We start from the raw sequence: 20,073 nt of genomic DNA on the forward strand, positions 1-20,073 counted from the left end.
GCCGGGCGGCCGCGCTGGCTGGGGCACACCAAACGGCTGGCCACCACCGAGCAGCGCCTGGTGCTGCACGCCACCGACCGCGGCTGCTCGGCGCCGGGCTGTGACGTGCCCGGCTACCGCTGCCAGGTCCACCACGTCGAGGAATGGTCCCCAACCCACCGCACCGACATCGACGACCTGACCTTCGCCTGCCCACCCCATCATCGGCTCATCACAGAAGGCGGCTGGACCACCCGAAAACGCGCCGACGGACGCACCGAATGGATCCCCCCACCCCACCTCGACCGCGGCCACCATCTGCTCAACACCCCCTGCCCGAATGGATCGACTGACCGGCAGCTCGCCGACGTGTATCGGCAGGCAGAAACGAACGAAAGTCTTACGAGTTCCCACGCCGACCGCTGGATCGGCTAGTGCTTGATATCGTCCGAACCGAAGTGCGATCAAACGTCGCGCCGAAACAAAGGAACGTGTCGGATGAAGATGATCGCCGTCACCTCAGTCTTCGTCGGCGTACTCGCGGCTGCTGCTTCGGGTTCAGCTGCCACGGCGACCGCCGACACCGGCAACGCCGCGGATGTCGTCAAAATGCTGCAAGACCAGGGCTACAACGTGCAATTCAACATGCCATCGAATATGTCTCTGTCGGCGTGCACTGTTGACGGTGTCCATGGTCTGCCTGTGATGATGACCTCCAACGGCGATCTGATGGTGATGATGGCGCCCAAGAGTAATGTCGGCAGCGTTTTTGTCGACCTGTCCTGCCCGCCAAGCAACAATTAACGATGCGGGGTGGTGACCGATCGAGCGCCATGCACCCCGCGGGCCACAGCCCACCGTTCTGATCTCGTCAGCAGCTGCGATTTAGGTGTAGAACGTACTTCGCCGATTCGCGGCCAGCCCCGCACCAACACCTTCCACCACCCCGAAGAACTCCTCCGAAAAAACAACGACGACGAGGGCTGAAGATCGGCTGAAGATCTACCCGCGCACGCCTTATTTTCAGGCTGGTTTCAGCCAGCGCCTCGATAGTGAAATCGGTTGTTGGCAGCCGTGTGCACGGTGGGGGGTGAGGAGGTCGCGATGTCGACTCAGTCGGCGCAATGGATTGCGAGCGCGCGTCTTCTGCGCCGGATAGGTTTCGGGACAACCGGCCGTGAGATCGACGCGGCCTCCGCGACTGACCCGTCCACGTACCTCGACCAGGTATTCGGCTCCGACCCCGATCGCGACCCGGGGGCCATATCGACGCCGGTGCCGCAGTTCGGCCCGCCCGGACCGCCGCCTGGACGAAATGCCACGCCCGCAGCCCGGCGGCAGTACAACGGGCAACTCAACCAACAGATGGCGCAGTTGTCGGATTGGTGGCTGAGCCGTATGGTCGCCGTCCAGCAGCCGGCTCACGAAAAGTTGACGCTGTTGTGGCACAACCACTTCGCAACGTCGGCCAGCAAAGTGCGGATGGCGGGATGGATGGCGGCGCAGAATCAGAAGCTGCGCACCCTCAAGCTCGGCGATTTCCACACGCTCGCCTACGCGATGCTCACCGACGCCGCGATGCTGCGGTGGCTGGACGGCCAGCTCAACACCTCCAAAGCCGCGAACGAAAACCTGGCCCGCGAGTTCATGGAGTTGTTCGCGCTGGGTCACGGCAACGGCTACACCGAGGCCGATGTGCGCAACGGCGCGAGGGCCCTGACAGGCTGGGTTATCCGCGGCGACGGGCAGACGTCGATCGTCCCCAGGCGCCACGACGCCGGAACCAAGACGGTGCTGGGTGTCACCGCCGATCTCGATACGGCGAGCTTCTGTAATGCCGTCCTGGCGCAGCCGAATTCGGGACGGTTCGTCGCCGGCAGGATGTGGCAGCAGTTGGTCTCGGACACCGCGCCGTCGGAACAGGCGCTGGATCGCCTCGTCGGCGCGTACGGCCCCGGCCGCGACCTGCGGGCGCTCACCAAGGCGGTGCTCACCGACGCTGAATTCACGAACAATCCGGCGGCGATGGTCAACACGCCTGTGGAGTGGCTCATCGGAGTGCTCCGCACGCTGCAGGTTCCGGTTGACACACCTGAGCGGCTCAAGGCGATCAACGGGGCGCTGAAAACGCTCGGGCAGCAGCCGTTCTACCCGCCCGACGTCGGGGGCTGGCCTCGCGGGCAGGCGTGGCTGTCCACCGCGAGCGCCGGTGTGCGACTGCAAGCCGCGAACAAACTGGCGAAGGTCGGTGATCTATCCACGATCGAGCAGGCATCCCCCGGCGACCGCATCGACGCGGTCGGCTATTTGATCGGGGTCGGCGCGTGGTCCGACCGTACCGCAGGCGCACTCAAGCCGTTGGTTGCCGCACCGGCCCAGCTGGTCGCGGCTGCCGTCAACACTCCCGAATACCTGACATCGTAATGAGATTCCAGATGCCTGAGATCAATCGCCGCAAATTCCTGATCGCCAGCGCCGGTGTCGGCGCGGCAGGTCTGTTGTCCGGGGGCGTCGCGGTCACATGGCCCGAGCTGCGTCGGGCAGCACTGGACCGGCCACTCGCCGAGGGCAGCGGTGTCCTTGTGGTCGTCACACTCTACGGCGGCAACGACGGCATCAACACGGTGATCCCCTACGCCGACAACGCCTATCATGACGCACGGCCGAACCTCGCCTATGCTCCGGCTGACGTGCTGCACCTCGACGACCAGTTGGGACTGAACCCGGTGTGCAAGGGCCTGGCCCAGATGTGGAAGGACCAGCGGCTCGCGATCGTCCGCGGCGTGAGCTATCCGCAGCCCGATCACAGCCACTTCCGGTCCATGGACATCTGGCAGACCGCGTCGCCGGCCGAACCCGTGCAGAGCGGCTGGATCGGACGATGGCTCGACGTGAGCGGCGACGATCCGCTGCGGGCGGTGAACATCGGGACCGTCCTTCCGCCGATGGCGGTCGGTGAAAAGCACACGGCGGCAGCGCTTTCAGGTGGCGCGGGCGCAAGTTCCGGGGGCGGCCTGGCAGCTACGATGACGGCGCTGGGAGCCGACGACCCGCACGACACTCCGGCGATGGCGGCGGTGTGCGCGGCCTACCGGGCGACCGCGTCGACAGAGAAGACCTTTGCATCCGTCGGCGCCCGCAACAATGCCGCCGGCGGTAATCGCAATGGGCTGGCGACCCAACTCGACATGGTGGCCAAGTGCGTCAAGGCCGGGGTGCCGACGCGGGTGTACATGGTCCAGCTGGGCGGCTTCGACACCCACGCCGACGAGCGGGGCACCCAGCAGCGTCTGCTGCAGACCCTCGACGACGCGCTGGCACCCTTCCTCCGCGAAATGGCCACCGACAAGTACGGGAAAAACGTTGTCGTGCTGGCTTACTCGGAGTTCGGGAGGCGGGTGCGGGCCAACGCGTCGCAGGGAACCGATCACGGCACCGCCGGCCCGGTCTTCGTCGCCGGGCAGACGGTCAAGGGCGGCTTTTACGGCGACGAGCCGAGCTTGACCGACCTCGACGACGGCGACCTCAAACCCACCACCGACTTCCGCGACATCTACCACACGTTGCTGTCCCACACGATCGGCACGGACCCGACCCCGTCCGTCGGCGCCGGAAGACGCGACCTGGGCTTCCGGTAGGGGCGGTCACGCCAGGCGGTTGCATGACTAGATGATTTAGCCGGAAGTCTTCTAGGCTGGACGGGTGCGGCGCGCATCGTTTGCGGATCTGAACTGCTCGGTCGCCCAGACCCTCGAGGTGGTGGGCGACTGGTGGTCGCTGCTGATCGTGCGCGATGTGTACTTCGGCGTGACTCGGTTCGATGACATCCAGCGGCGGCTGGGCATAGCCCGCAACACGTTGACCGACCGGCTCGACTGGCTGTGCGGGCACGGGGTACTGGTCCGCGTCCCGTACGGCGACTCGGGCAGCCGCTACGAATACCGGCTCACCGACAAGGGCCGCGACCTGCAGCCGATCCTGATGGCGATGGTGGAGTGGGGCGACAAGTGGGGCGCGACGGCGGACCATCGGCCATTGCAGCCGACCGACGCCAACGGCGAACCGGTCGAGTTGCGGATAGTCAACGCCAGGAACGGCCGCCGGGTGCCGCCCGAGAAGGTGCGCATGGTTCCGACGGAGTCCGCGACCGACCCGAACATGGTGCCCCCTGCCTACAGCCCGGCTTCGCGGCGGTAACCCTCCAGGCGTGCAGCCAGTTCGCGCGGCCGGCTCACTGCCACGAGGTGGCCGCCCGGCATCGCGTCGACCTCCAGCCCCAGTCGCTCGCGCACCACGCGCCGCTGAAAGTTCAGCGGAAACATTCGGTCGTCGGCACCCTGCAGAAACCGCGTGGGCACCGCGGGCCACTCGCCGAGCGGCCAGGGTTCGGCGAACGCGGCGCCACCCAGTTCCAGTACTGGGAATCACCGCCGGCCCCGGGGATCAGAACATAGGTCGCCCGCACGGCTACTGGGGCCGCGCCGCGCGCTGCGCCCTCATCTTCGCGAAGCGGTCGGAGAGCCGCCGCATCCGAACCATCTGGACGGCCGACGGGCTGACGTCGCCGTTGACGTAGGACATCAGTTCCTCGGCGGACGCCCCGATCCGGGAGGCGAACTCTTGGCGCCCGAGGCCGGAACGGTCGAGCAGCAACTGCACCTGTCGGCCGACCTCGGCGCGCTCGTCGGCCTCCAGGTGCTCGCGGCTGCGGGACAGGACCTCGTCAAGCGCCGCGGTGATGCCGTAGGACGAAGTGCCCTCGAGCACCTCTTCGACCTGTCGGGCGGTCCGGCCGTAGGGGTCACGCTTGACCGCAGTGACGATGCGCTGCCAGATGGTCAGGTCGCCGCTTTCCACCGCCGCCCTGATCGCAGCGGTGGGCCAGAACTCCACCGGCCTGTCGTCGTAGGCCGACAGCTGCGATACCTGAGCAGCGCTGCTGAGACGAATGGTGGGCGCGGCGTCGTCGCGTCGCGCATCCGCTGCCAAGGTCACCTCGCCTCCTCGAGCATCGCCACGGCTACCGACAGGCACCGCTGCCTGACCTCCGACCAGTCGACATCGTCGTCCAAGCGCGACGACGGGTCGTCATCGTCCGACGGCTGCGGATCTGCCAGGCGCCGGACCAGCTGAGTGGCAACCCATTGTCTCCTGGACTGTTGACCACAGTAATACTTGTCCATCCCGGCCAGAACCGCAGCGGCAGTGTGCGTGTCCATGGCGCCGACCAGTTCGGCAAATTCCGCGTAGTCGCGGCTGCTGTTGCGGCACAGCAGCAGGTAGCTCTTCATGCGCAGGGTCTCGGCCCCGGTCGGGATTTGCAGGCGGTCGCCGGTCGGCAACTGAATGTTCGCGGTCTCGACGGGGCTGCGCCGCTCCACGGGCGCGAACGGGTCCGTCGCGTCGACCTCGAGCGCGTCGAGTGCGACCGACAGCCGCCCCTTCCACATCGTGACCGGATGCACCCCGCGCCCGGCCCACGGCATCGGCCGCCCGGCGCCGTTGCGGTGGACGCGCCCATTGGTGGTGCTGTGGCCGTTGGTCCGGGCCGCCGACGCGGCGAGGGCGGGTTCCTCGCCGGCGCGGGTGCAGCCGCTGAACGCAAGCGGATCCGCCACCGTAATCGAATCGGGCGCCAGGTCTTTCAGCTTCGCCGCGGACTTGACCATGGTCCGGACGTCGGAGCCCGGAGCGACGATCGCCGAGATGTCGTCGGGGATGACGACCACGTCGCCGATGTTGACCTTGGGCAGCGGTTTCTCGAAGTCGACCGACGGGAGGAGGCGGTCGAGCCACCTGGGCAGCCACCAGTTCCACTGGTCGAACATCGCCATCAGCGCCGGCACGAGCACCAGCCGCACCACGGTGGCGTCGACCGCGATCGCGACCGCGCACGCCACCCCGAGCTCGGCGACCAGCGGCATGCCGGCAAATGCGAAACCGACGTAGACCGCGATCATGATCAGCGCCGCGCTGGTGATCGTGCGGGCGCTGGTGCTCACGCCCCAGGACACCGCATCGCGGGTGTTGTTCGTCTGCAGGAAACGTTCCCGGATGCGGGTCAGCAGGAAGATTTCATAGTCCATCGACAGGCCGAACGTGATCGCCAGCACCAGCGGCGGAACGGAGCTGTCGAGGGAGGAGATCGGCTGGAAACCGAGGTCTTTCAGCCAGCCCCACTCGAACACCATCACCAGGCTGCCGTAGGCGGCGGCCACCGACAGCACGGTCATCAGCACGCCCTTGAAGGCCAGGAAGACCGAGCGGATCGAGATCAGCAGCATCACGAAGGCCACCGCCGACACGAACAGGAACACCCATGGCTGCATCTGTGTGACGCGGTCATCGAAGTCCTTGATCAGCGCTGTCGGACCGCCCACACTGATGTGGCTGGCCTCAGCGCCCGGCACCTGCGGCAGGTTCCGGCGCATCCAGTCGATCGCGTCGCGCGCGCCCATGTCCTCCGGATCCACCGACAGCACCGCGCTCAGGAGTGCGCTGCTGTTGTCGTTGGCGAACACCGGCGGTGTCACATTGACGATGTCGGGCGCTTGCTGCATCTGGCCGCGCACCGCATCGAGGATGGCGACGTGTTGGGGGCTGGACGCGTCGCGGTCGGGGAACTCGACGAGCACGCGGATCGGGCCCAGCGCGCCGGGGCCGAGCGCTTGCGCCGCGGCGCTGACGCCGCCGCGGATCTCGTGCGTCGGCGGGAACTGCCGCTGCATGCTGTTGGACAGCGTCATCGAAAACGTCGGCGCCGCCAGCGACAACAGCAGCACGGTCGCCGCGAGCGCCGAAGCCCACGGGCGCCGCATCACCGCGCTGATCCAGCGCGACCAGAACGGCGACTGCGTAGCCTCCGGGCGTCGCGACCAGTGCAGCAGCCACGACCGTTTGGCGGCCGCCCGGCCGAACGTGGCCAGCACCGCGGGCGTGAGTGTCGTCGAGGTCAGGACCGCCACCGCGACCGTCAGAATCGCGCCGGTGGCCATCGACCGCAGCACCGGCGTGTTGATCAGGTAGATACCCGTCACGGACGCGATCACGGTGAGGCCGGACAGCACCACAGCCAGCCCCGAGGTCGCCATCGCGGCGTCGGTGGCCTGCCTGGGATCCCGGCCCGCCCGCAACTCCTCGCGGTAACGCATCAAGATGAAAAGGGAATAGTCGACGGCCAACGCGATGCCGAACATCGACACCGTCGACGTGACGAACACCGACATCTGGCTGTGCATCGCCAGCAGGAAGACGAGGCCCATCGACACCGCGACCGTGACGATGCCGAGAATCAGCGGCATCGCCGCCGCAGCGAGTGAGCCGAACACCGCCAGCAAGACAACCAGGATGATCGGAAGGTTCCACTGCTCGGCCTGCTCGATGTCCTGCTTGGTGCTGGCCTGGGCGGCCGCGCCCAGCGCACCCTGCCCGATCACGTACAGCCGGACCTTGCCGTTGGCGAACTGGCCCGGTTGGTCGCCATTGACACCGATCTTGCTGCGTAGCTGCTCAGCGACATCGACCGCGCCGCTGTTGTTGAAGTCGAGCTTCAGTGAGACGACGTAGGGCCGGCCCGACTGCGGCGGGGGCTGTCCGGGGTTCGGCACCACCGTCACGCTGGGCACCTCGGCAGCGTCGCGCTCGAGCAGCGCGACGGCGTTGTTCATGTCGTCATCGGTGGCGTCCGGGCGCGGCGCGGCGACCAGCGCGAGCGGGGAGGCGCCCTGGTCGGGGAAGCGGTCTTGAAGTTGGTACTGGACGTGCAGCGACTGGGAGCCGGCGACCTCGAACCCACCGCCGGTCAGATGGTCCGACTCGTGCAGTGTCAACAAGACGGCGGGTACGAGCACAAGCAGCCACGTCACGAACACTGCCCAGCGACGGCGGCGCAGGTGGCTGCTCAAGTGCATCATGAACTGCTGGATAGCAACTCCCCGCTTTCTTCCGGGCCGTCCCGCGTGGACGTGAGCCTACAACAGCATCGTGTGAGGGGACTCTCCTCGTTACAGGCTCCGACCTGCCGCAACGGGTCGTTAATTGGCCTCGTGCTGCCCTCGGATGGCACGATGGGGCTCGGCCGTTTCCGTGCCGTGGGCATTCACCGTGAATTCGCCGGTTCGTGCGATCGGGTAAGTGTCCGCAAATCGTAAGGAGTTTTCCATGAAAACGACCGCCCCGCGGACCGTGCGCCGGAGCCGGCACGGCGCATCCGCCGCATGCGTGATCGGCGGCGTGGCGGCCGCTGTGATCGCGGTGCCGTCGGCGACCGCGGCTCCGAACCCGTGCGCGGCGAGCGAGATCGCCCGCACCATCGGCTCGGTGTCGACCAACACGGGCAACTACCTCGACTCACATCCGGACGCCAACACGGCGCTGACCAACGCCGCCCAGCAACCGGCGCCGCAAGCACCGGCCTCGCTGAAGACATACTTCGACGCCAACCCCCAGGTGGGCAAGGACCTGCAGACGATTCAGCAGCCGCTGGCGGGCCTCTCCGGCCAGTGCAAGCTACCGATCACGGTGCCCCAGGCCCTGCAGTTCCTCCAGGCCGCGGCCCAGAACGGCGGGCTGCCCGGCGGTGGCGCGCAGCCTGCCGGCCTGCCTTCCGGTTCCGCAGCACAGCCGGCCCAGGTTCCGGTGGCGACGGGGCCGTTGCCCGGACCGGCCACCACGACGACGGCGGTTACCACACCCGCCGCGCACTAGGGGCGTTTTCGGGGTTTCTCAGAATTGGTTAATCGCAAGGCAAGAAAGTCTCGCGCGGATCTGCTTAGCTTCCCTATGTCCGTGGCCGTTACCGGCCTCGGCCTGTCAACACGCGATGAAGGAGCCCCATCCATGTTGCTCTCTGCCCGTGCCGCGCGCCGTGCGGTGGCCGGCGCGTTCGGTGCCGGTGCGGTCGCCGGTGCGACGCTTTGCGGTGCCGTCCCCTCGGCGCTCGCCGATCCGCCGGCTCCGCCGCCCCCGCCGCCGAACTGCACCGCCGCTGACCTCGCGGGCGTATCGGCCGGCGTCTCGGCTTCCACCTCGGCGTACCTGTTCAGCCACCCTGATGTGAACGCGTTCTTCACCGGCCTCAAAGGGCAACCCAAGTCGGCAATCAAGGACCAGGTGCAGAACTACCTGAACGCCAACCCGCAGGTGAAGGCGGACCTGCAAGGCATCCGCCAGCCGCTGATCGACCTGAGGAACCGTTGCGGCGGTTCGCCCGCGTAGCAACAGCAAAGTAGTGCAGGTCGGACAGGAGCTGCCTGTGCAAGAGGGTGCAGGCCGCATGGTGCTAATGGTCGATGACGACCCGGACGTGCGGACCTCGGTGGCGCGGGGATTGCGCCACTGGGGCTTCGACGTTCGGGTCGCGGCGACCGGCAAGGAAGCGCTACGTCTTCTCTCCAGCGAATCGCACGACGCGCTGGTGCTCGACGTGCAGATGCCGGAGCTGGACGGGGTAGCGGTGGTGACGGCGCTGCGTGCGCTTGGCAACGACATCCCGATCTGTGTGCTGTCCGCGCGCGACACCGTCAACGACCGCATCGCCGGCCTGGAGGCCGGCGCCGACGACTATCTGACCAAGCCGTTCGACCTCGGCGAGCTGGTGGCACGGCTGCACGCCCTGCTGCGCCGGTCGTCGCACTCCGACGAGCGCTCGGACGCCATGACGATCGGGCCCCTGACCATCGATACCGCCCGTCGGCTGGTGTTCGTCGCCGGCGAGCGCGTCGAGCTGACCAAGCGCGAATTCGACCTGCTCGCCGTGCTGGCCGAGAACGCCGGCGTGGTGCTGACCCGGCAGCGGCTGCTCGAGCTCGTCTGGGGGTATGACTTCGACGTCGACACCAACGTCGCCGACGTGTTCATCAGCTACCTGCGGCGCAAGCTCGAGCGCGACGGCCTACCGCGGGTTATCCACACAGTTCGCGGGATCGGGTATGTACTCCGAGACGAGCCGTGAGGCAATTGCGGCGCCGGCTCAATCGAACGGTTTCGTTGCGCACGCGCGTGGCGATCGCGGCGGCGATGGCCGCGGCCGCGATTGTTGCGTTGTTCGCCCTCGTCACCTCGGTGCTGCTCGTCAACAACGACGCTACCCAGCTTGACCGCCGGCTCGACTCGATCATCGATACCAGCATCAACCCCGACCGCAACGTTGCCGAGCCGCGCGGCATCCTCACCACGATCAGGTCCCGCGGCACGGACCAGGTCGTCTACCAGCGTGGTTTTCAGCTGCCGCCGCTGCCGGTCGGCACCTCGACGGTCAGTGTCAACGGGGTCGACTACCGGGTTCGCACGGTCGAGATGGTGCAGTCCGAGGGCACGGTGCGGGTTTCGATCGGGATCAGGGTCGACAGCATCCTGATGGACCGGGCGAGAATTCCCCTGTACCTGCTGATCGGCGCTTTCGCGGTGTTGATGGCAGCTGGGCTCGGCTGGTTGCTGGCGGGGCCGGCGATCCGTCCGCTGCGTCGGCTGACGGAGCGCACCCGGACCCTCGGCCGGGGCGACGACAAGATGCCGGAAGTCCACGGCATCCGAGAAGCAGAGGACCTCTCGGAAGCGATGACCGGCATGCTGCAGCGGCTGGCCGCCGCGCAGGCCGCCACGACGAACTCGTTGCAGGCCGCTCAGGACTTCGCCGCGAACGCGGCCCACGAGCTGCGGACCCCGCTCACCGCGATGCGGGCCGACCTGGACACGCTGCGCATCCACAACCTTCCCGAAGAGGAACGCGAAGAGGTGGTGGCCGACCTGTCGCGGGCCCAGCGACGGGTCGAGGCCATCATCACCGCCCTGGGTCAGCTGGCGTCCGGGCAGCTGGCCAAGCCGGAGGACCGGGAGCCGATCGATGTCGCCGACCTGCTGGAGCGGGTCGCACGCGAGAACATGCGGCAGTCGCCGGGGGTCGACATCGAGGTCAAGGCCGACGACGCCGGCATCATCCAGGGCTGGCCCGGTGGGCTGCGGCTGGCGGTCGACAACCTGGTGCGCAACGCGATCACCCATGGCGGGGCGACACGGGTCGTGCTGACCGCGGGCCGCCGCGAGCACGAGATGGCGATCATCGTCGATGACAACGGCCGCGGGCTGCCCGCCGACGAGCACCGGAACGTCCTCGGCCGGTTTGCCCGCGGCAGCACGGCCGCGCCCGGCGGTTCGGGACTCGGGCTCGCTCTGGTCGCCCAGCAGGCCGCCTTGCACGAGGGCGCCATCGAACTCTCCGACGGGCCGCTGGGCGGCCTGCGCGCCACGCTGACCGTGTCCACGGCGAGCTAGCGGCGGCGGCCACCCACCAGTGTCGCACCGGCGCGCCAGCCGAGCAGCAGCAGCGCGGTCACGAGCGACGCGACGACGATGAAGCTGACCGCGACACCCTGAGAACTGGCTTTGCGCAACAACATTCCGACCGCAACCGTGCACAGCCACACCACCACGCCGGTCGGGGTGACGGCCGTCGGGCGCCGCCAACCCCGTGACACGAGCCAGCCCACGGCGGTCCCGGTCAGGAATGGCCACGCTGTCCTGGCCACGCCCTCGACGGTCACCCCCTCGGCATGGCTGCGCCGACCCACCGCACAGAACAGCAGCACACACACCAAGTCGGCGGCCAGCGCCGTCACCACCTGCCGCGACCGCACGTCGTCACCGCGCCGGGTAGGTCATCACGTCGAGATCGAGTGGCATCACGCCGCTCTGGTCGCCCCCCGGAAAGCCGGTTTGCAGCTGCACCGGGCCGCCCGTGTCCTCGAGCTGGTTGAGCGCATCGTCGGACGCGACACGCGAGTCCAGCCGGAATTTGTCGTATACGAACGGTAATCCGTCGGACAGCAGGGGATCTGGCGTGCTCATCACCTGGAAGTGCAGATGCGGTGCGCTGGTGTTGCCGCTGTTGCCCAACGCGGCCACGGTCTGTCCGGCGGTGAGCTTGTCGCCGACCTTGACCTTGATGCTGCCGGGTTTGAGGTGGGCGTAGAACGCGTAGTTCCCGCCACCGATGTCCTGCACGATGTGGTTGCCGCCGTACTGGTCGAGCGGCAGGCCGGCCGGGTTGGTGCCCGGCACCTGGTCGGGCAGGTTGTCCACCACCGCGACCACGGGACCGTCGGCGACGGCGTGGATGTCGGCGCCGTAATAGGGATAGCTTTCGACTTTCGTCCGGTCGCCGACGAACATTCGCCCGTCGGGGGTGAGCTGGACGTAGTCGATCGCGAACCGTTCCGGCGCCCACAGCTGGCCGTTGAGCGGGTTGACGGCCATCCGGTGGGCGCTCATGCCGCAGCAGCTGCCGCCGGCCACCCAGCTCGGGCCGTTGAGCGGCGGTGCGATCGTGACCGGTTTACGGCTGGTGTCCACCTTCGTCGGCGCGATCGTCTCGGTGATCGTGGCGGGGACCATCGGCGGCTGCGGCTGCGGCACCGTGAGGCCGATGGAGTGGCTGATGTCGGTGGGGAGTCCGGAGGCTTTGTCCAGCGCGACGTCGAGCCACACCAGCCCGGTTTGCGACGGGCCCAGTTTCGTCGTCGGCGTCGAACCACCCAGCGCACGTGTCCAATACGCCAATCCGTCACCCGAGAGGGAGAGCAGAGTCTTGTCGCCGGCGACCGCCGCGAGGGACGTCAGCGTCACCTCCTGCTGCAGTGTGTTGGTCAGCTCCAGCTCGTAGGCCAGGTGTACCTTGCCGTCGGTCGCGGGCACCGGGACCGGCGGTGCGAGCACGGTGCCGACCACCGGTGTCAACACCGCCTGGCCCGGCGGCGCCGGGCTCGCCGTGGCCGAGACGGACGACGACGGGGGCGTCGCGATCACAGTCGGCGGGCTCGGCGACGGCTCCTTTCCGGTCGCGCACGAGGCAAGCGTCAGGGCTGCGACCGCGCAGACTGCGATCGCCGAAAAGCGCGGCTGCATGGGGTGATCCAACCACGCACTGACGGGGTCCGATGCGGCGGCTACGGATCGTCGGGGCGATGATCCGACCCGGCGCCGGGATGGGCGCTGCCGTTGTCCCTGGGTTCGGCGTCGATGCCGCCGCGTTCGGCCGCGTCGGGGTCGATCTGGCTCTCGGTCCGGAACAGGAAGAAGAACAGCACCCAGCCGATCACGGCAACCAGAATCCAGCTGATCAGCCGATAGATCAGCATCGCAGAGATCGCGTCGGGCAGGCTCATGCCGCTGGTAACCAGACCGGGCACCAACACCGCCTCCACGACCAGCAGCCCACCGGGCATCAGCGGTATCGAGCCGACCGCGCGCGCGGCCGCGTAGGCCACCGTCAGCCCGGCCAGCGACGGGCGCCCGCCCGCTGCATACGATGCGAACAGCAAGCAGGCCACATCGGCCACCCAGTTGAACAGCGACCAGCTGAACGCGACTGCCAGTTCACGGCGGCTCAGGCTGACCGACTCCAACTGGCTCAGCGTCTCGCGCCATCTGTCCAGGCCGGTGTCGGCGGGCCTGGACCGTACCGAGTTGACCCACGAGAGCACCCGCACACCGATGCCGTCAATCAGCTCCGGGCGCGTCGCGACGGCCTGGGCCAGCAGTATCAGCGCGACGAACCCGCCGAGCGTGAAGATCAGCGAGAACGGGTTGTTCTTCGCCCCAAGCAAAAACGCGCCGCCCAGCCCGAGCACCGCGAGTCCGACCACCTGCAGCGCACCGGACATCACCAGCTGCCACGACGCGACCACCGGGGTGGCGCCCCAAATGCGTTGCTGCCGATAGATGAACGTCGCGGACAGCACAGGACCACCGGGCAGCGTGGTGCTCAGCGCGTTGCCTGCGTAGAACGCCGTCTCGGAGCGCCACTGCTTGACGACGACGCCCGCCGAACGCAGAAGGGTTCGCTGAATCTGAGCAAAGCTGTGCATGGAGGCCAGCGCCGCGCCGATCGCGGCCAGCACCCACCACCAGCGCGCCGCGGAAAGGCTGCGCCACGCCTGCGCGAGCTGATCCCAGACCAGGGCGACCTCGACGGCGAGGACGATCGCGGCCACACCGAGGACCACCCATCGCAGCCACCAATATTTGCCGCGTGACTGTGCTTCCCCGCTGCGGGCGGCGCGCGCCTGCGCGTCTTGGGACACGTGGTACAGGGTAGCCGCGCGGGTGGTCCCGTCCCCGCCGTTGCGGCGGGGCACGCCGAACACGGCGCTACGCTACCGGCATGCCAGCGCCTGAAGACGCAGCCGTCACCCAGCTCGTACGCAAGACCGCCGCATGGTCCTGGCGTCTACTGGTGATCTTCGTGGCGGTGCTCGCGTTGCTGTGGGTGGTCAAGCACCTGCAGCTGATCTTCGTGCCCGTCGCGCTCGCAGGGGTGCTCACCGCGTTGCTCCTGCCCGGGGTGGACTGGCTCGACAGCCACGGCGTCCCGCGCGGCTGGGCGGTGTTCTTGCTGCTGTTGTTCGGGCTCGCGGTCCTCGGCGGCATCCTGTCGTTCGTCGTCAGCCAGTTCATCGACGGTTTGCCCGGGCTGATCGAGCAGGTGACCCACAGCATCGAGACCGCGCGCAACTGGTTGATCAACGGCCCGGCGCACCTGAGCAGGCAGCAGATCGACAATGCGGGCAACTCGGCGATCCAGGCGCTGCGCAGCAACCAGGAGAGGCTGACCAGCGGCGCGTTGTCCACGGCAGGCACGATCACCGAGATCGTCACCGGCGCGTTCGTGGTGCTGTTCACCCTGATCTTCTTCCTCTACGGCGGCCGGAACATCTACCAGTTCGTGACGCGGATCTTTCCGGCCAATGTGCGCGAGAAAGTGCGCGACGCGGGCCGCGCGGGGTTCGGATCGCTGATCGGCTACGTGCGAGCGACGTTTCTGGTCGCGCTCGTCGACGCGGTCGGGATCGGCACGGGGCTTGCGATCATGGGGGTGCCGCTGGCGCTGCCGCTGGCGTCGCTGGTGTTCCTCGGCGCGTTCATCCCGCTGGTCGGTGCGGTGCTGTCCGGGTTCCTCGCGGTCGTCGTCGCGCTGCTGGCCAAGGGCTTCATCTATGCGCTGATAACGCTGGGGCTGATCATCGCCGTGCAGCAGTTGGAGGCGCACGTGCTGCAGCCGCTCGTGATGGGCCGCGCCGTGTCGATCCACCCGCTGGCCGTCGTGCTGGGCATCTCGACCGGTGCGGTGCTGTCCGGCATCATCGGCGCGCTGCTGGCCGTGCCGACCATCGCCTTTCTCAACAGCGCGGTCCGCGTGCTGACCGAACACCCGGAGGAGACCGGCGCGCCGGGTGAGCCGCCCGATGTCGAGGAGCCGGTGGGCATCAGCGCAGAGCCCGACCGGATCGAACCGCCGGAGTCCAACGGCTAGGTGGGCGGCGCCCCGGGCAGGGTCTGCGGCTCGGGTTCGCGCTCCCCCTGGTCCAGCCGGAACGGCGGGTACTCGTCGCGCATCAGCGACGTATAGGCGCGCACCCGGATCGCCCACCGGTTGATTCCCATCACGAAGGCATACACGCCGCGCGGGTAGCGCCCGGTGAACAGCAGGGCCACGACCGCGATCACGAGCAGGACGATGATCAGCGACACCCTGGTGTAGCCGACCTCCCAGTCGCCGTTGTCGTCGGTCGCGAACCACTGCGCGCCGCCGTAGAAGGCCAGGAGCACCAGGTAGTGCGGAATAGCCAGCAGCCACCACTTGATCAGCACCAGACCGCGGTGCAGGCGCTCGGGATGGTCGACCTCGAGGTCGGCCGGATACTCCGGCTTGGGCTGCAGGCTGAACGGCGGGTACTTGTCGGTACCCAGCGCGGTCAGTGCGTAAAACAGCACACGCCAGCGCCACCGCAGGACACCGACATTGAAGTCGAACAGCGCCCGCGGGTATTTGCCGGTGAACAGGATTGCGAAGAACGCGATCACCGTGACCACCACGTAGGCGATGTTCAGGAAGAACAGCACGATGTAGTGAGGAATCGCGAGCAACCACTTCACCAGCCACTGCCAGCGTGACAGCGCCGGGTCGAGATCGCCGCGGACGCGAACCGGATATGGGCGCGTTTCAGGTTGCAATGTTTCAGGTTGCATTTGAGGATCCCTTCAGGCGCATCAAATCTAACGACGAGCGTCTGTTCCCTCAATCGTCACGCGGGGCGCCGGTGTGTCGCCTGCGGCTAGATACGGCCCTCCCGGCGCAGCAGGTCCTGCGCACTGACGCCGCCGGTGCGTCGCGGGCGCTGGTCGTCATCGGCTTCCTGGGCGGGCTTACGGCTCTGGCCCTGACTCGGCAACTTCTCGGTCGACTCGGGGTCGCTCGTCGGCTTCGCCTGCCGATGCACCGGTATCGCGGTCGTCTTGTCGGCATCACCCGGCCCGGTGCCTCCCCCGCGAGCGGGAGGTACCCCAAGCCGGGCTTCCGGCATAGCGCGGGTCGGCTCGGCCGACGGTCGCGGCGGAGCAGGCGCCGGCGGAGGGGGCGGCTCTCCGCGCAGCTCGCCGAGCCACGATTCGATCTCCCGCTCCTCGCGCGGCGGACGGGGCGGAGCGGGCCGATGTGTGCGCTGTGTGATCGCGGTCGCGTTGTTGACCACCGCGCGGGCGGCGTTTCGGGCCGCGGTCGACAGCCGCGTCGTCTGCGGCTCAGCCGGAGCCTGCGGCCGGGCGGGCATCCGGGTTGTGCCTGCACCGGAGGGTTCCTGCGGCGGAATGCGCCGCGGCGCCGGCCGTAGCGCACCCGGCCGCGGCGCGCCCTCGACGGCAGGGTGCGTCGGGTCGTGCGGCGGCGTCAGCGCGGCACCGGCGCCAACCAGCGCCGGTTCCACCTCCCGGGCCGCGGGCCGCTTGCGCTCGTCGGGCAGATAGATCTCGCCCATGCCGATGCGGTTCTGCAGCCGCTTCATCCACCGCGGAGCCCACCAGCAGTCGTCGCCGAGCAGCTTCATCACCGACGGCACGAGGAACATCCGCACCACCGTCGCATCCAGCAGCAGCGCCGCGATGAACCCGAACGCCAGGTACTTCATCATCACCAGGTCGGAGAACACGAACGCGCCCATGACCATCACAAGGATCAACGCCGCGGCCGTGATGATCCGTCCGGTTGCCGCCGTGCCGAGCCGGATGGCCTCGGCAGTGGACATGCCGCGCTCGCGTGCCTCCACCATGCGGGACACGAGGAACACCTCGTAGTCGGTGGACAGACCGTAGATCACCGCGATGATCAGGCCGATCACCGGCGCGGTCAACGGCGTCGGCGTGAAATTCAGCCACTTCGAGAAGTGGCCGTCGACGAAGATCCACGTCAGCACGCCCAGCGTCGAGCCCAGCGTCAGTGCGCTCATCACCGCCGCCTTGATCGGCAGCACCAGCGACCCGAACGCCAGGAACATCAGGATCGTTGTCGTGCAGATCAGGATCACCAGCATCAGCGGCATGTGCGAGAAGATGCTGTGGATCGAGTCCTGCTCCAATGCCGGTGTGCCGCCGACCCACAGGGTCACGCCCTTCGGAGGCTGGATCGACCGCAGGTCGCTTATCCTCGCCGCGGCGTCGTTGCTGTTCACCAGGCCGTTCTGAAGGACTGTGACCTTGGGATCGTGGTTGCCCTCATCCGTGGCCGGCCGCGGTTGCCAGGTGGGATTGGTGAAGCCGCTGATCTGGGCGGCCTTGTTGGCGATCTCATCGATCTGGGGCGCGCTGGCGTTCTGGATGACCAGCGTCAGCTGGTTCGTGCGGAAGCCGGGGAAGGTCCGGTCGAAGTCCTCCTGGGCCTGGCGCACGGGGTTGCCGGGCGGCAGGTACTTCTCGCTGATGCCGCCGAGCGACAGCTTCCCGAGCGGGACGATCAGCAGGATCATGACGATGATGATCGGGGCGGCGAACAGGATCGGCCGCTTCATCACCCGGTTGATCAGCTTGCCCCAGAAGCCGTTCTCGATCTCTTCGCGGGTCTTGGTCCTCTGCAGGCGGTCCGCCAACCAGTTCAGCCACCAGTTGGTCGGTTTCCAGTTGCGGAAGAACGGAACCCGCAGGAGTGTGCGCACGCCGAAGGCGTCGACATTGTGGCCGAGGATCCCGAGGCAGGCCGGCAGCAAAGTGACAGACAGGATCGCGGACAGCATCACCGCCGCGATGACCGCATAGGTCAGGGATTTGAGGAACCCCTGCGGGAACAGCAGCAGACCTGCCGCCGACGCGACGATGATCACCGCCGAGAACGTCACGGTCCGCCCCGCCGTCATCACGGTGCGACGCACCGCCGTCTCGGTGTCATAGCCGTCGGCGGTCTCTTCACGGAAACGGCTGACCACGAACAGCCCGTAGTCGATCGCGATACCGAGGCCGATCATCGTGACAACGGGTTGGGCGAAGTAGTGCACCGGCCCGAACACCGCGATCAACCGCAGGATGCCCAGCGAGCCGGCGATGGACAGACCCCCGACGATCACCGGCAGCCCGGCGGCGATAACGCCGCCGAACACGAAGAACAGCACCACCGCAACGAGCGGCACCGCGAGCACCTCCGCGCGCTTCTGGTCCTTGGCGATCGTTCCGGTCAGCTCGTTGGCCACCGGCTGCAGGCCCGCCAGCTCGACCTTGCCGCCGTCGAGCTTCTGCAAGTCACTTTGCACGGCCTTGTAGTTGTTCAGGATTTCGTCGTCGTTATTGCCCTTCAGCGGAATGCTGACGAACGTGCGTCTCATGTCCGACGTGTGCATCTTCTGCACCGTCGGGTCCGTGCTGCTCGGCGCCTTCAGCCAGCCGACCCAGCCGAGGATCTGGTCGGGATGATCGGCCTGCACCTTGTTGAGCTCATCGACGATGTCCTTCTGCCACTGGGGGTCGTCGACCGCCTGGCCGTCGGGCGCGGTGAAAATCGCCACGACGTGGCTCGTTCTGTCCCTGCCGTACACCTGGTCGCCCAGCACCGACGCCTTCGCGGACTGGCTGTTGTCGTCGTAGAAACCGCTCTGGGTGACGTGATCTCCAAGGCTCAGACCAAAAATGCCGCCACCGAGGCACAGCGCCACCATCACCCCGATCACGATGAACCGGTAGCGGTACACGGTTCGACCCCACCAGGCGAACACCTATGCTCCTAACTAGCTCTTTCTCGCAGACTGCGCGTCAATCACTTCGTCTACACCCGCGCGGTCAGCAGCGACGACAGCGGCCGGAACGGCTGCAGCCACGCCCCTTGCTCCGGTAGAGAATCTAGGCCGACCCGGGGCAATGGTTCGCGGAAAACACCGGGAATGTCCTCCAAGTCGACGAACTCCAACGTATCCGACGCTAGCGCCCAGCTCGCGTGTTCGCGAAATCCGAGCACCTGGACCGGCACGCCCGACGTGGAAATCTCCTCCAGGGGCTGGCGAAACGCCTGCCCATCCGCGGAGGCCACCAGGAGACCGGCCAGCCCCTCGCCCTGCCGCAACGCGATGTGGTCCAGCATGTCGCTGTCGACGTCGCTGTCCTCGTCGATCTTCGGCTTCGCGAACACCGCGAAGCCGACGTTGCGAAGCGCCTCCACCCATGGCCGCACAACGTCCGCGCTACCTGGGGCGATGTTGGTGAACACGGTGGCCTCGGGTTCCAGCGACACGTCGCTGTGCACCGCGGCCAGCTCGGTGGTGCGGGACAGCAGCCAGCGGCCCAACGCGTCGAACCGCGGCCGGTAGGCGGCCGTTGGCCGGCCGCCCAGGATCGAGCCCAGCCCCATGTCGAGGTTCGGCGCGTCCCACACGAGCAGCACGCGCCGCGGGGCCGTCGGCGCGTCCGTGGCCGGTGCCACCACGATTTCTTCGATCACGCTCATGGTTTCTCCCAGAGCAGCTCGGCCACCGCGAAGCCCGCGTCGTGCGCCTTGGTCTCGTACTTGGTGATGGGCCGGTGCGCCGAGACGGGAAGTGCGCGGCCGGGGTCGACGCGACGCAACCGCGGCTCGGCGTCTGCAACCTCGGCGATCTGCCCCGCATAGGCCGGGTGGTCGGTGGCCACGTGCAGCACACCGCCATGCCGCAGCCGATCGGCGATCAGCGCGACGGTGTTCGGCTGCAGCAGCCTGCGCTTGTGGTGCCGTGACTTGGGCCACGGGTCGGGGAAGAACACCCTCACCGCGGTCAGCGAGTCGCTGCCGACCATGTGCTCGAGGACGTCGAG

At 67.8% G+C, this 20,073-nt stretch carries 19 protein-coding genes and 2 pseudogenes; 11 read left to right on the forward strand and 10 right to left on the reverse strand.

Translation table 11 applies throughout. The features are described 5' to 3' along the window. The 5 genes from VKG81_RS13650 to VKG81_RS13670 all read left to right on the forward strand — a co-directional run. Positions 1-414 (forward strand): HNH endonuclease signature motif containing protein (locus VKG81_RS13650; protein WP_324396737.1); only part of this gene is annotated, 414 nt, incomplete at its 5' end. A 63-nt stretch (positions 415-477) separates the two neighbouring features. After that, on the forward strand, positions 478-783 hold the full coding sequence (locus tag VKG81_RS13655; RefSeq protein ID WP_324396739.1) for a hypothetical protein: 306 nt from the start codon (positions 478-480) through the stop codon (positions 781-783). A gap of 300 nt (positions 784-1,083) precedes the next feature. After that, complete coding sequence (locus VKG81_RS13660; protein ID WP_324396742.1) at positions 1,084-2,403, forward strand: DUF1800 domain-containing protein; 1,320 nt, start codon at positions 1,084-1,086, stop codon at positions 2,401-2,403. Between the two features lie 11 nt (positions 2,404-2,414). After that, positions 2,415-3,617 (forward strand): DUF1501 domain-containing protein, encoded by a 1,203-nt coding sequence (locus VKG81_RS13665; RefSeq protein ID WP_324396744.1) that lies wholly within the window; start codon positions 2,415-2,417, stop codon positions 3,615-3,617. Between the two features lie 64 nt (positions 3,618-3,681). Continuing rightward, positions 3,682-4,176, forward strand: a complete 495-nt coding sequence (locus VKG81_RS13670; protein ID WP_324396746.1) for a helix-turn-helix domain-containing protein — start codon at positions 3,682-3,684, stop codon at positions 4,174-4,176. On the opposite strand, the gene VKG81_RS13675 is transcribed toward VKG81_RS13670, so the two are convergent. The 3 genes from VKG81_RS13675 to VKG81_RS13685 all read right to left on the reverse strand — a co-directional run bounded on the left by VKG81_RS13675 (position 4,152) and on the right by VKG81_RS13685 (position 7,892). Continuing rightward, positions 4,152-4,337 carry a hypothetical protein gene (locus tag VKG81_RS13675; RefSeq protein ID WP_324396748.1) on the reverse strand — a complete coding sequence of 62 codons (186 nt, stop codon included), beginning with the start codon at positions 4,335-4,337 and terminating at the stop codon, positions 4,152-4,154. The genes VKG81_RS13670 and VKG81_RS13675 overlap by 25 nt on opposite strands. Before the next feature lie 109 nt (positions 4,338-4,446). Then, positions 4,447-4,974, reverse strand: a complete 528-nt coding sequence (locus tag VKG81_RS13680) for an XRE family transcriptional regulator (RefSeq protein ID WP_324396750.1) — start codon at positions 4,972-4,974, stop codon at positions 4,447-4,449. After that, a complete protein-coding gene (locus VKG81_RS13685) occupies positions 4,971-7,892 on the reverse strand; it encodes an MMPL family transporter (RefSeq protein WP_324396751.1) in 2,922 nt (973 codons plus the stop codon). Before VKG81_RS13685 ends, VKG81_RS13680 begins: the two co-directional genes overlap by 4 nt. A gap of 247 nt (positions 7,893-8,139) precedes the next feature. Here VKG81_RS13685 and VKG81_RS13690 point away from each other — a divergent pair, with 247 nt between their 5' ends. From VKG81_RS13690 to VKG81_RS13705, 4 genes are all read left to right on the forward strand, one after another. Beyond that, positions 8,140-8,685 carry a hemophore gene (locus VKG81_RS13690; RefSeq protein ID WP_324396753.1) on the forward strand — a complete coding sequence of 182 codons (546 nt, stop codon included), beginning with the start codon at positions 8,140-8,142 and terminating at the stop codon, positions 8,683-8,685. Positions 8,686-8,817: 132 nt separating this feature from the next. Next, positions 8,818-9,195 (forward strand): heme-binding protein, encoded by a 378-nt coding sequence (locus VKG81_RS13695; protein WP_324396772.1) that lies wholly within the window; start codon positions 8,818-8,820, stop codon positions 9,193-9,195. 58 nt (positions 9,196-9,253) lie between these two features. Then, a complete protein-coding gene (locus VKG81_RS13700) occupies positions 9,254-9,931 on the forward strand; it encodes a response regulator transcription factor (protein ID WP_324396755.1) in 678 nt (225 codons plus the stop codon). A gap of 65 nt (positions 9,932-9,996) precedes the next feature. Further along, positions 9,997-11,250 (forward strand): HAMP domain-containing sensor histidine kinase, encoded by a 1,254-nt coding sequence (locus VKG81_RS13705; protein ID WP_414685271.1) that lies wholly within the window; start codon positions 9,997-9,999, stop codon positions 11,248-11,250. Here the strand turns inward: VKG81_RS13705 and VKG81_RS13710 are convergent. Beyond that, positions 11,247-11,612, reverse strand: coding sequence for a DUF3054 domain-containing protein (locus VKG81_RS13710; protein WP_324396759.1), 366 nt, complete (start codon positions 11,610-11,612; stop codon positions 11,247-11,249). The genes VKG81_RS13705 and VKG81_RS13710 overlap by 4 nt on opposite strands. Positions 11,613-11,616: 4 nt before the next feature. Beyond that, positions 11,617-12,690: a M23 family metallopeptidase gene (locus VKG81_RS13715; RefSeq protein WP_324396761.1), complete on the reverse strand. Its 1,074-nt coding sequence runs from the start codon at positions 12,688-12,690 to the stop codon at positions 11,617-11,619. 1 nt (position 12,691) lies between these two features. On the opposite strand from VKG81_RS13715, the gene VKG81_RS13720 reads away from it, so the two are divergent. Further along, positions 12,692-12,886, forward strand: a complete 195-nt coding sequence (locus VKG81_RS13720) for a hypothetical protein (protein ID WP_324396763.1) — start codon at positions 12,692-12,694, stop codon at positions 12,884-12,886. Positions 12,887-13,013: 127 nt separating this feature from the next. Here the strand turns inward: VKG81_RS13720 and VKG81_RS13725 are convergent. Further along, positions 13,014-14,053 (reverse strand): annotated as a pseudogene (locus tag VKG81_RS13725) (lysylphosphatidylglycerol synthase transmembrane domain-containing protein); the annotation flags it as partial. A gap of 84 nt (positions 14,054-14,137) precedes the next feature. Between VKG81_RS13725 and VKG81_RS13730 the strand changes: the two are divergent. Further along, positions 14,138-15,286 carry an AI-2E family transporter gene (locus VKG81_RS13730; RefSeq protein WP_324396765.1) on the forward strand — a complete coding sequence of 383 codons (1,149 nt, stop codon included), beginning with the start codon at positions 14,138-14,140 and terminating at the stop codon, positions 15,284-15,286. Here VKG81_RS13730 and VKG81_RS13735 read toward each other — a convergent pair. The 4 genes and pseudogenes from VKG81_RS13735 to VKG81_RS13750 form a co-directional block, all read right to left on the reverse strand. Beyond that, complete coding sequence (locus VKG81_RS13735) at positions 15,283-15,987, reverse strand: DUF4389 domain-containing protein (RefSeq protein ID WP_324396767.1); 705 nt, start codon at positions 15,985-15,987, stop codon at positions 15,283-15,285. The two genes, VKG81_RS13730 and VKG81_RS13735, sit on opposite strands and share 4 nt — an antisense overlap. A gap of 101 nt (positions 15,988-16,088) precedes the next feature. After that, positions 16,089-19,004, reverse strand: a complete 2,916-nt coding sequence (locus tag VKG81_RS13740; protein WP_324396769.1) for an MMPL family transporter — start codon at positions 19,002-19,004, stop codon at positions 16,089-16,091. Positions 19,005-19,054: 50 nt separating this feature from the next. Then, positions 19,055-19,729 (reverse strand): NYN domain-containing protein, encoded by a 675-nt coding sequence (locus VKG81_RS13745; RefSeq protein WP_324396770.1) that lies wholly within the window; start codon positions 19,727-19,729, stop codon positions 19,055-19,057. Beyond that, positions 19,726-20,073, reverse strand: a pseudogene (locus VKG81_RS13750) (tRNA (guanosine(46)-N7)-methyltransferase TrmB); the annotation flags it as partial. The gene VKG81_RS13745 and the pseudogene VKG81_RS13750, both read right to left, overlap by 4 nt.

Origin of the sequence: Mycobacterium sp. (assembly GCF_035314905.1) — a bacterium.
GTDB lineage: Bacteria > Actinomycetota > Actinomycetes > Mycobacteriales > Mycobacteriaceae > Mycobacterium.

What these genes read in the sequence shown, in the direction of transcription:
- VKG81_RS13655 (WP_324396739.1), top strand. Translation starts at nt 478, where the DNA reads ATGAAGATGATCGCCGTCACCTCAGTCTTCGTCGGCGTACTCGCGGCT.
- VKG81_RS13660 (WP_324396742.1), top strand. Translation starts at nt 1,084, where the DNA reads ATGTCGACTCAGTCGGCGCAATGGATTGCGAGCGCGCGTCTTCTGCGC.
- VKG81_RS13665 (WP_324396744.1), top strand. Translation starts at nt 2,415, where the DNA reads ATGCCTGAGATCAATCGCCGCAAATTCCTGATCGCCAGCGCCGGTGTC.
- VKG81_RS13685 (WP_324396751.1), bottom strand. Translation starts at nt 7,892, where the DNA reads ATGATGCACTTGAGCAGCCACCTGCGCCGCCGTCGCTGGGCAGTGTTC.
- VKG81_RS13690 (WP_324396753.1), top strand. Translation starts at nt 8,140, where the DNA reads ATGAAAACGACCGCCCCGCGGACCGTGCGCCGGAGCCGGCACGGCGCA.
- VKG81_RS13695 (WP_324396772.1), top strand. Translation starts at nt 8,818, where the DNA reads ATGTTGCTCTCTGCCCGTGCCGCGCGCCGTGCGGTGGCCGGCGCGTTC.
- VKG81_RS13700 (WP_324396755.1), top strand. Translation starts at nt 9,254, where the DNA reads ATGGTGCTAATGGTCGATGACGACCCGGACGTGCGGACCTCGGTGGCG.
- VKG81_RS13705 (WP_414685271.1), top strand. Translation starts at nt 9,997, where the DNA reads ATGGCCGCGGCCGCGATTGTTGCGTTGTTCGCCCTCGTCACCTCGGTG.
- VKG81_RS13730 (WP_324396765.1), top strand. Translation starts at nt 14,138, where the DNA reads ATGCCAGCGCCTGAAGACGCAGCCGTCACCCAGCTCGTACGCAAGACC.
- VKG81_RS13745 (WP_324396770.1), bottom strand. Translation starts at nt 19,729, where the DNA reads ATGAGCGTGATCGAAGAAATCGTGGTGGCACCGGCCACGGACGCGCCG.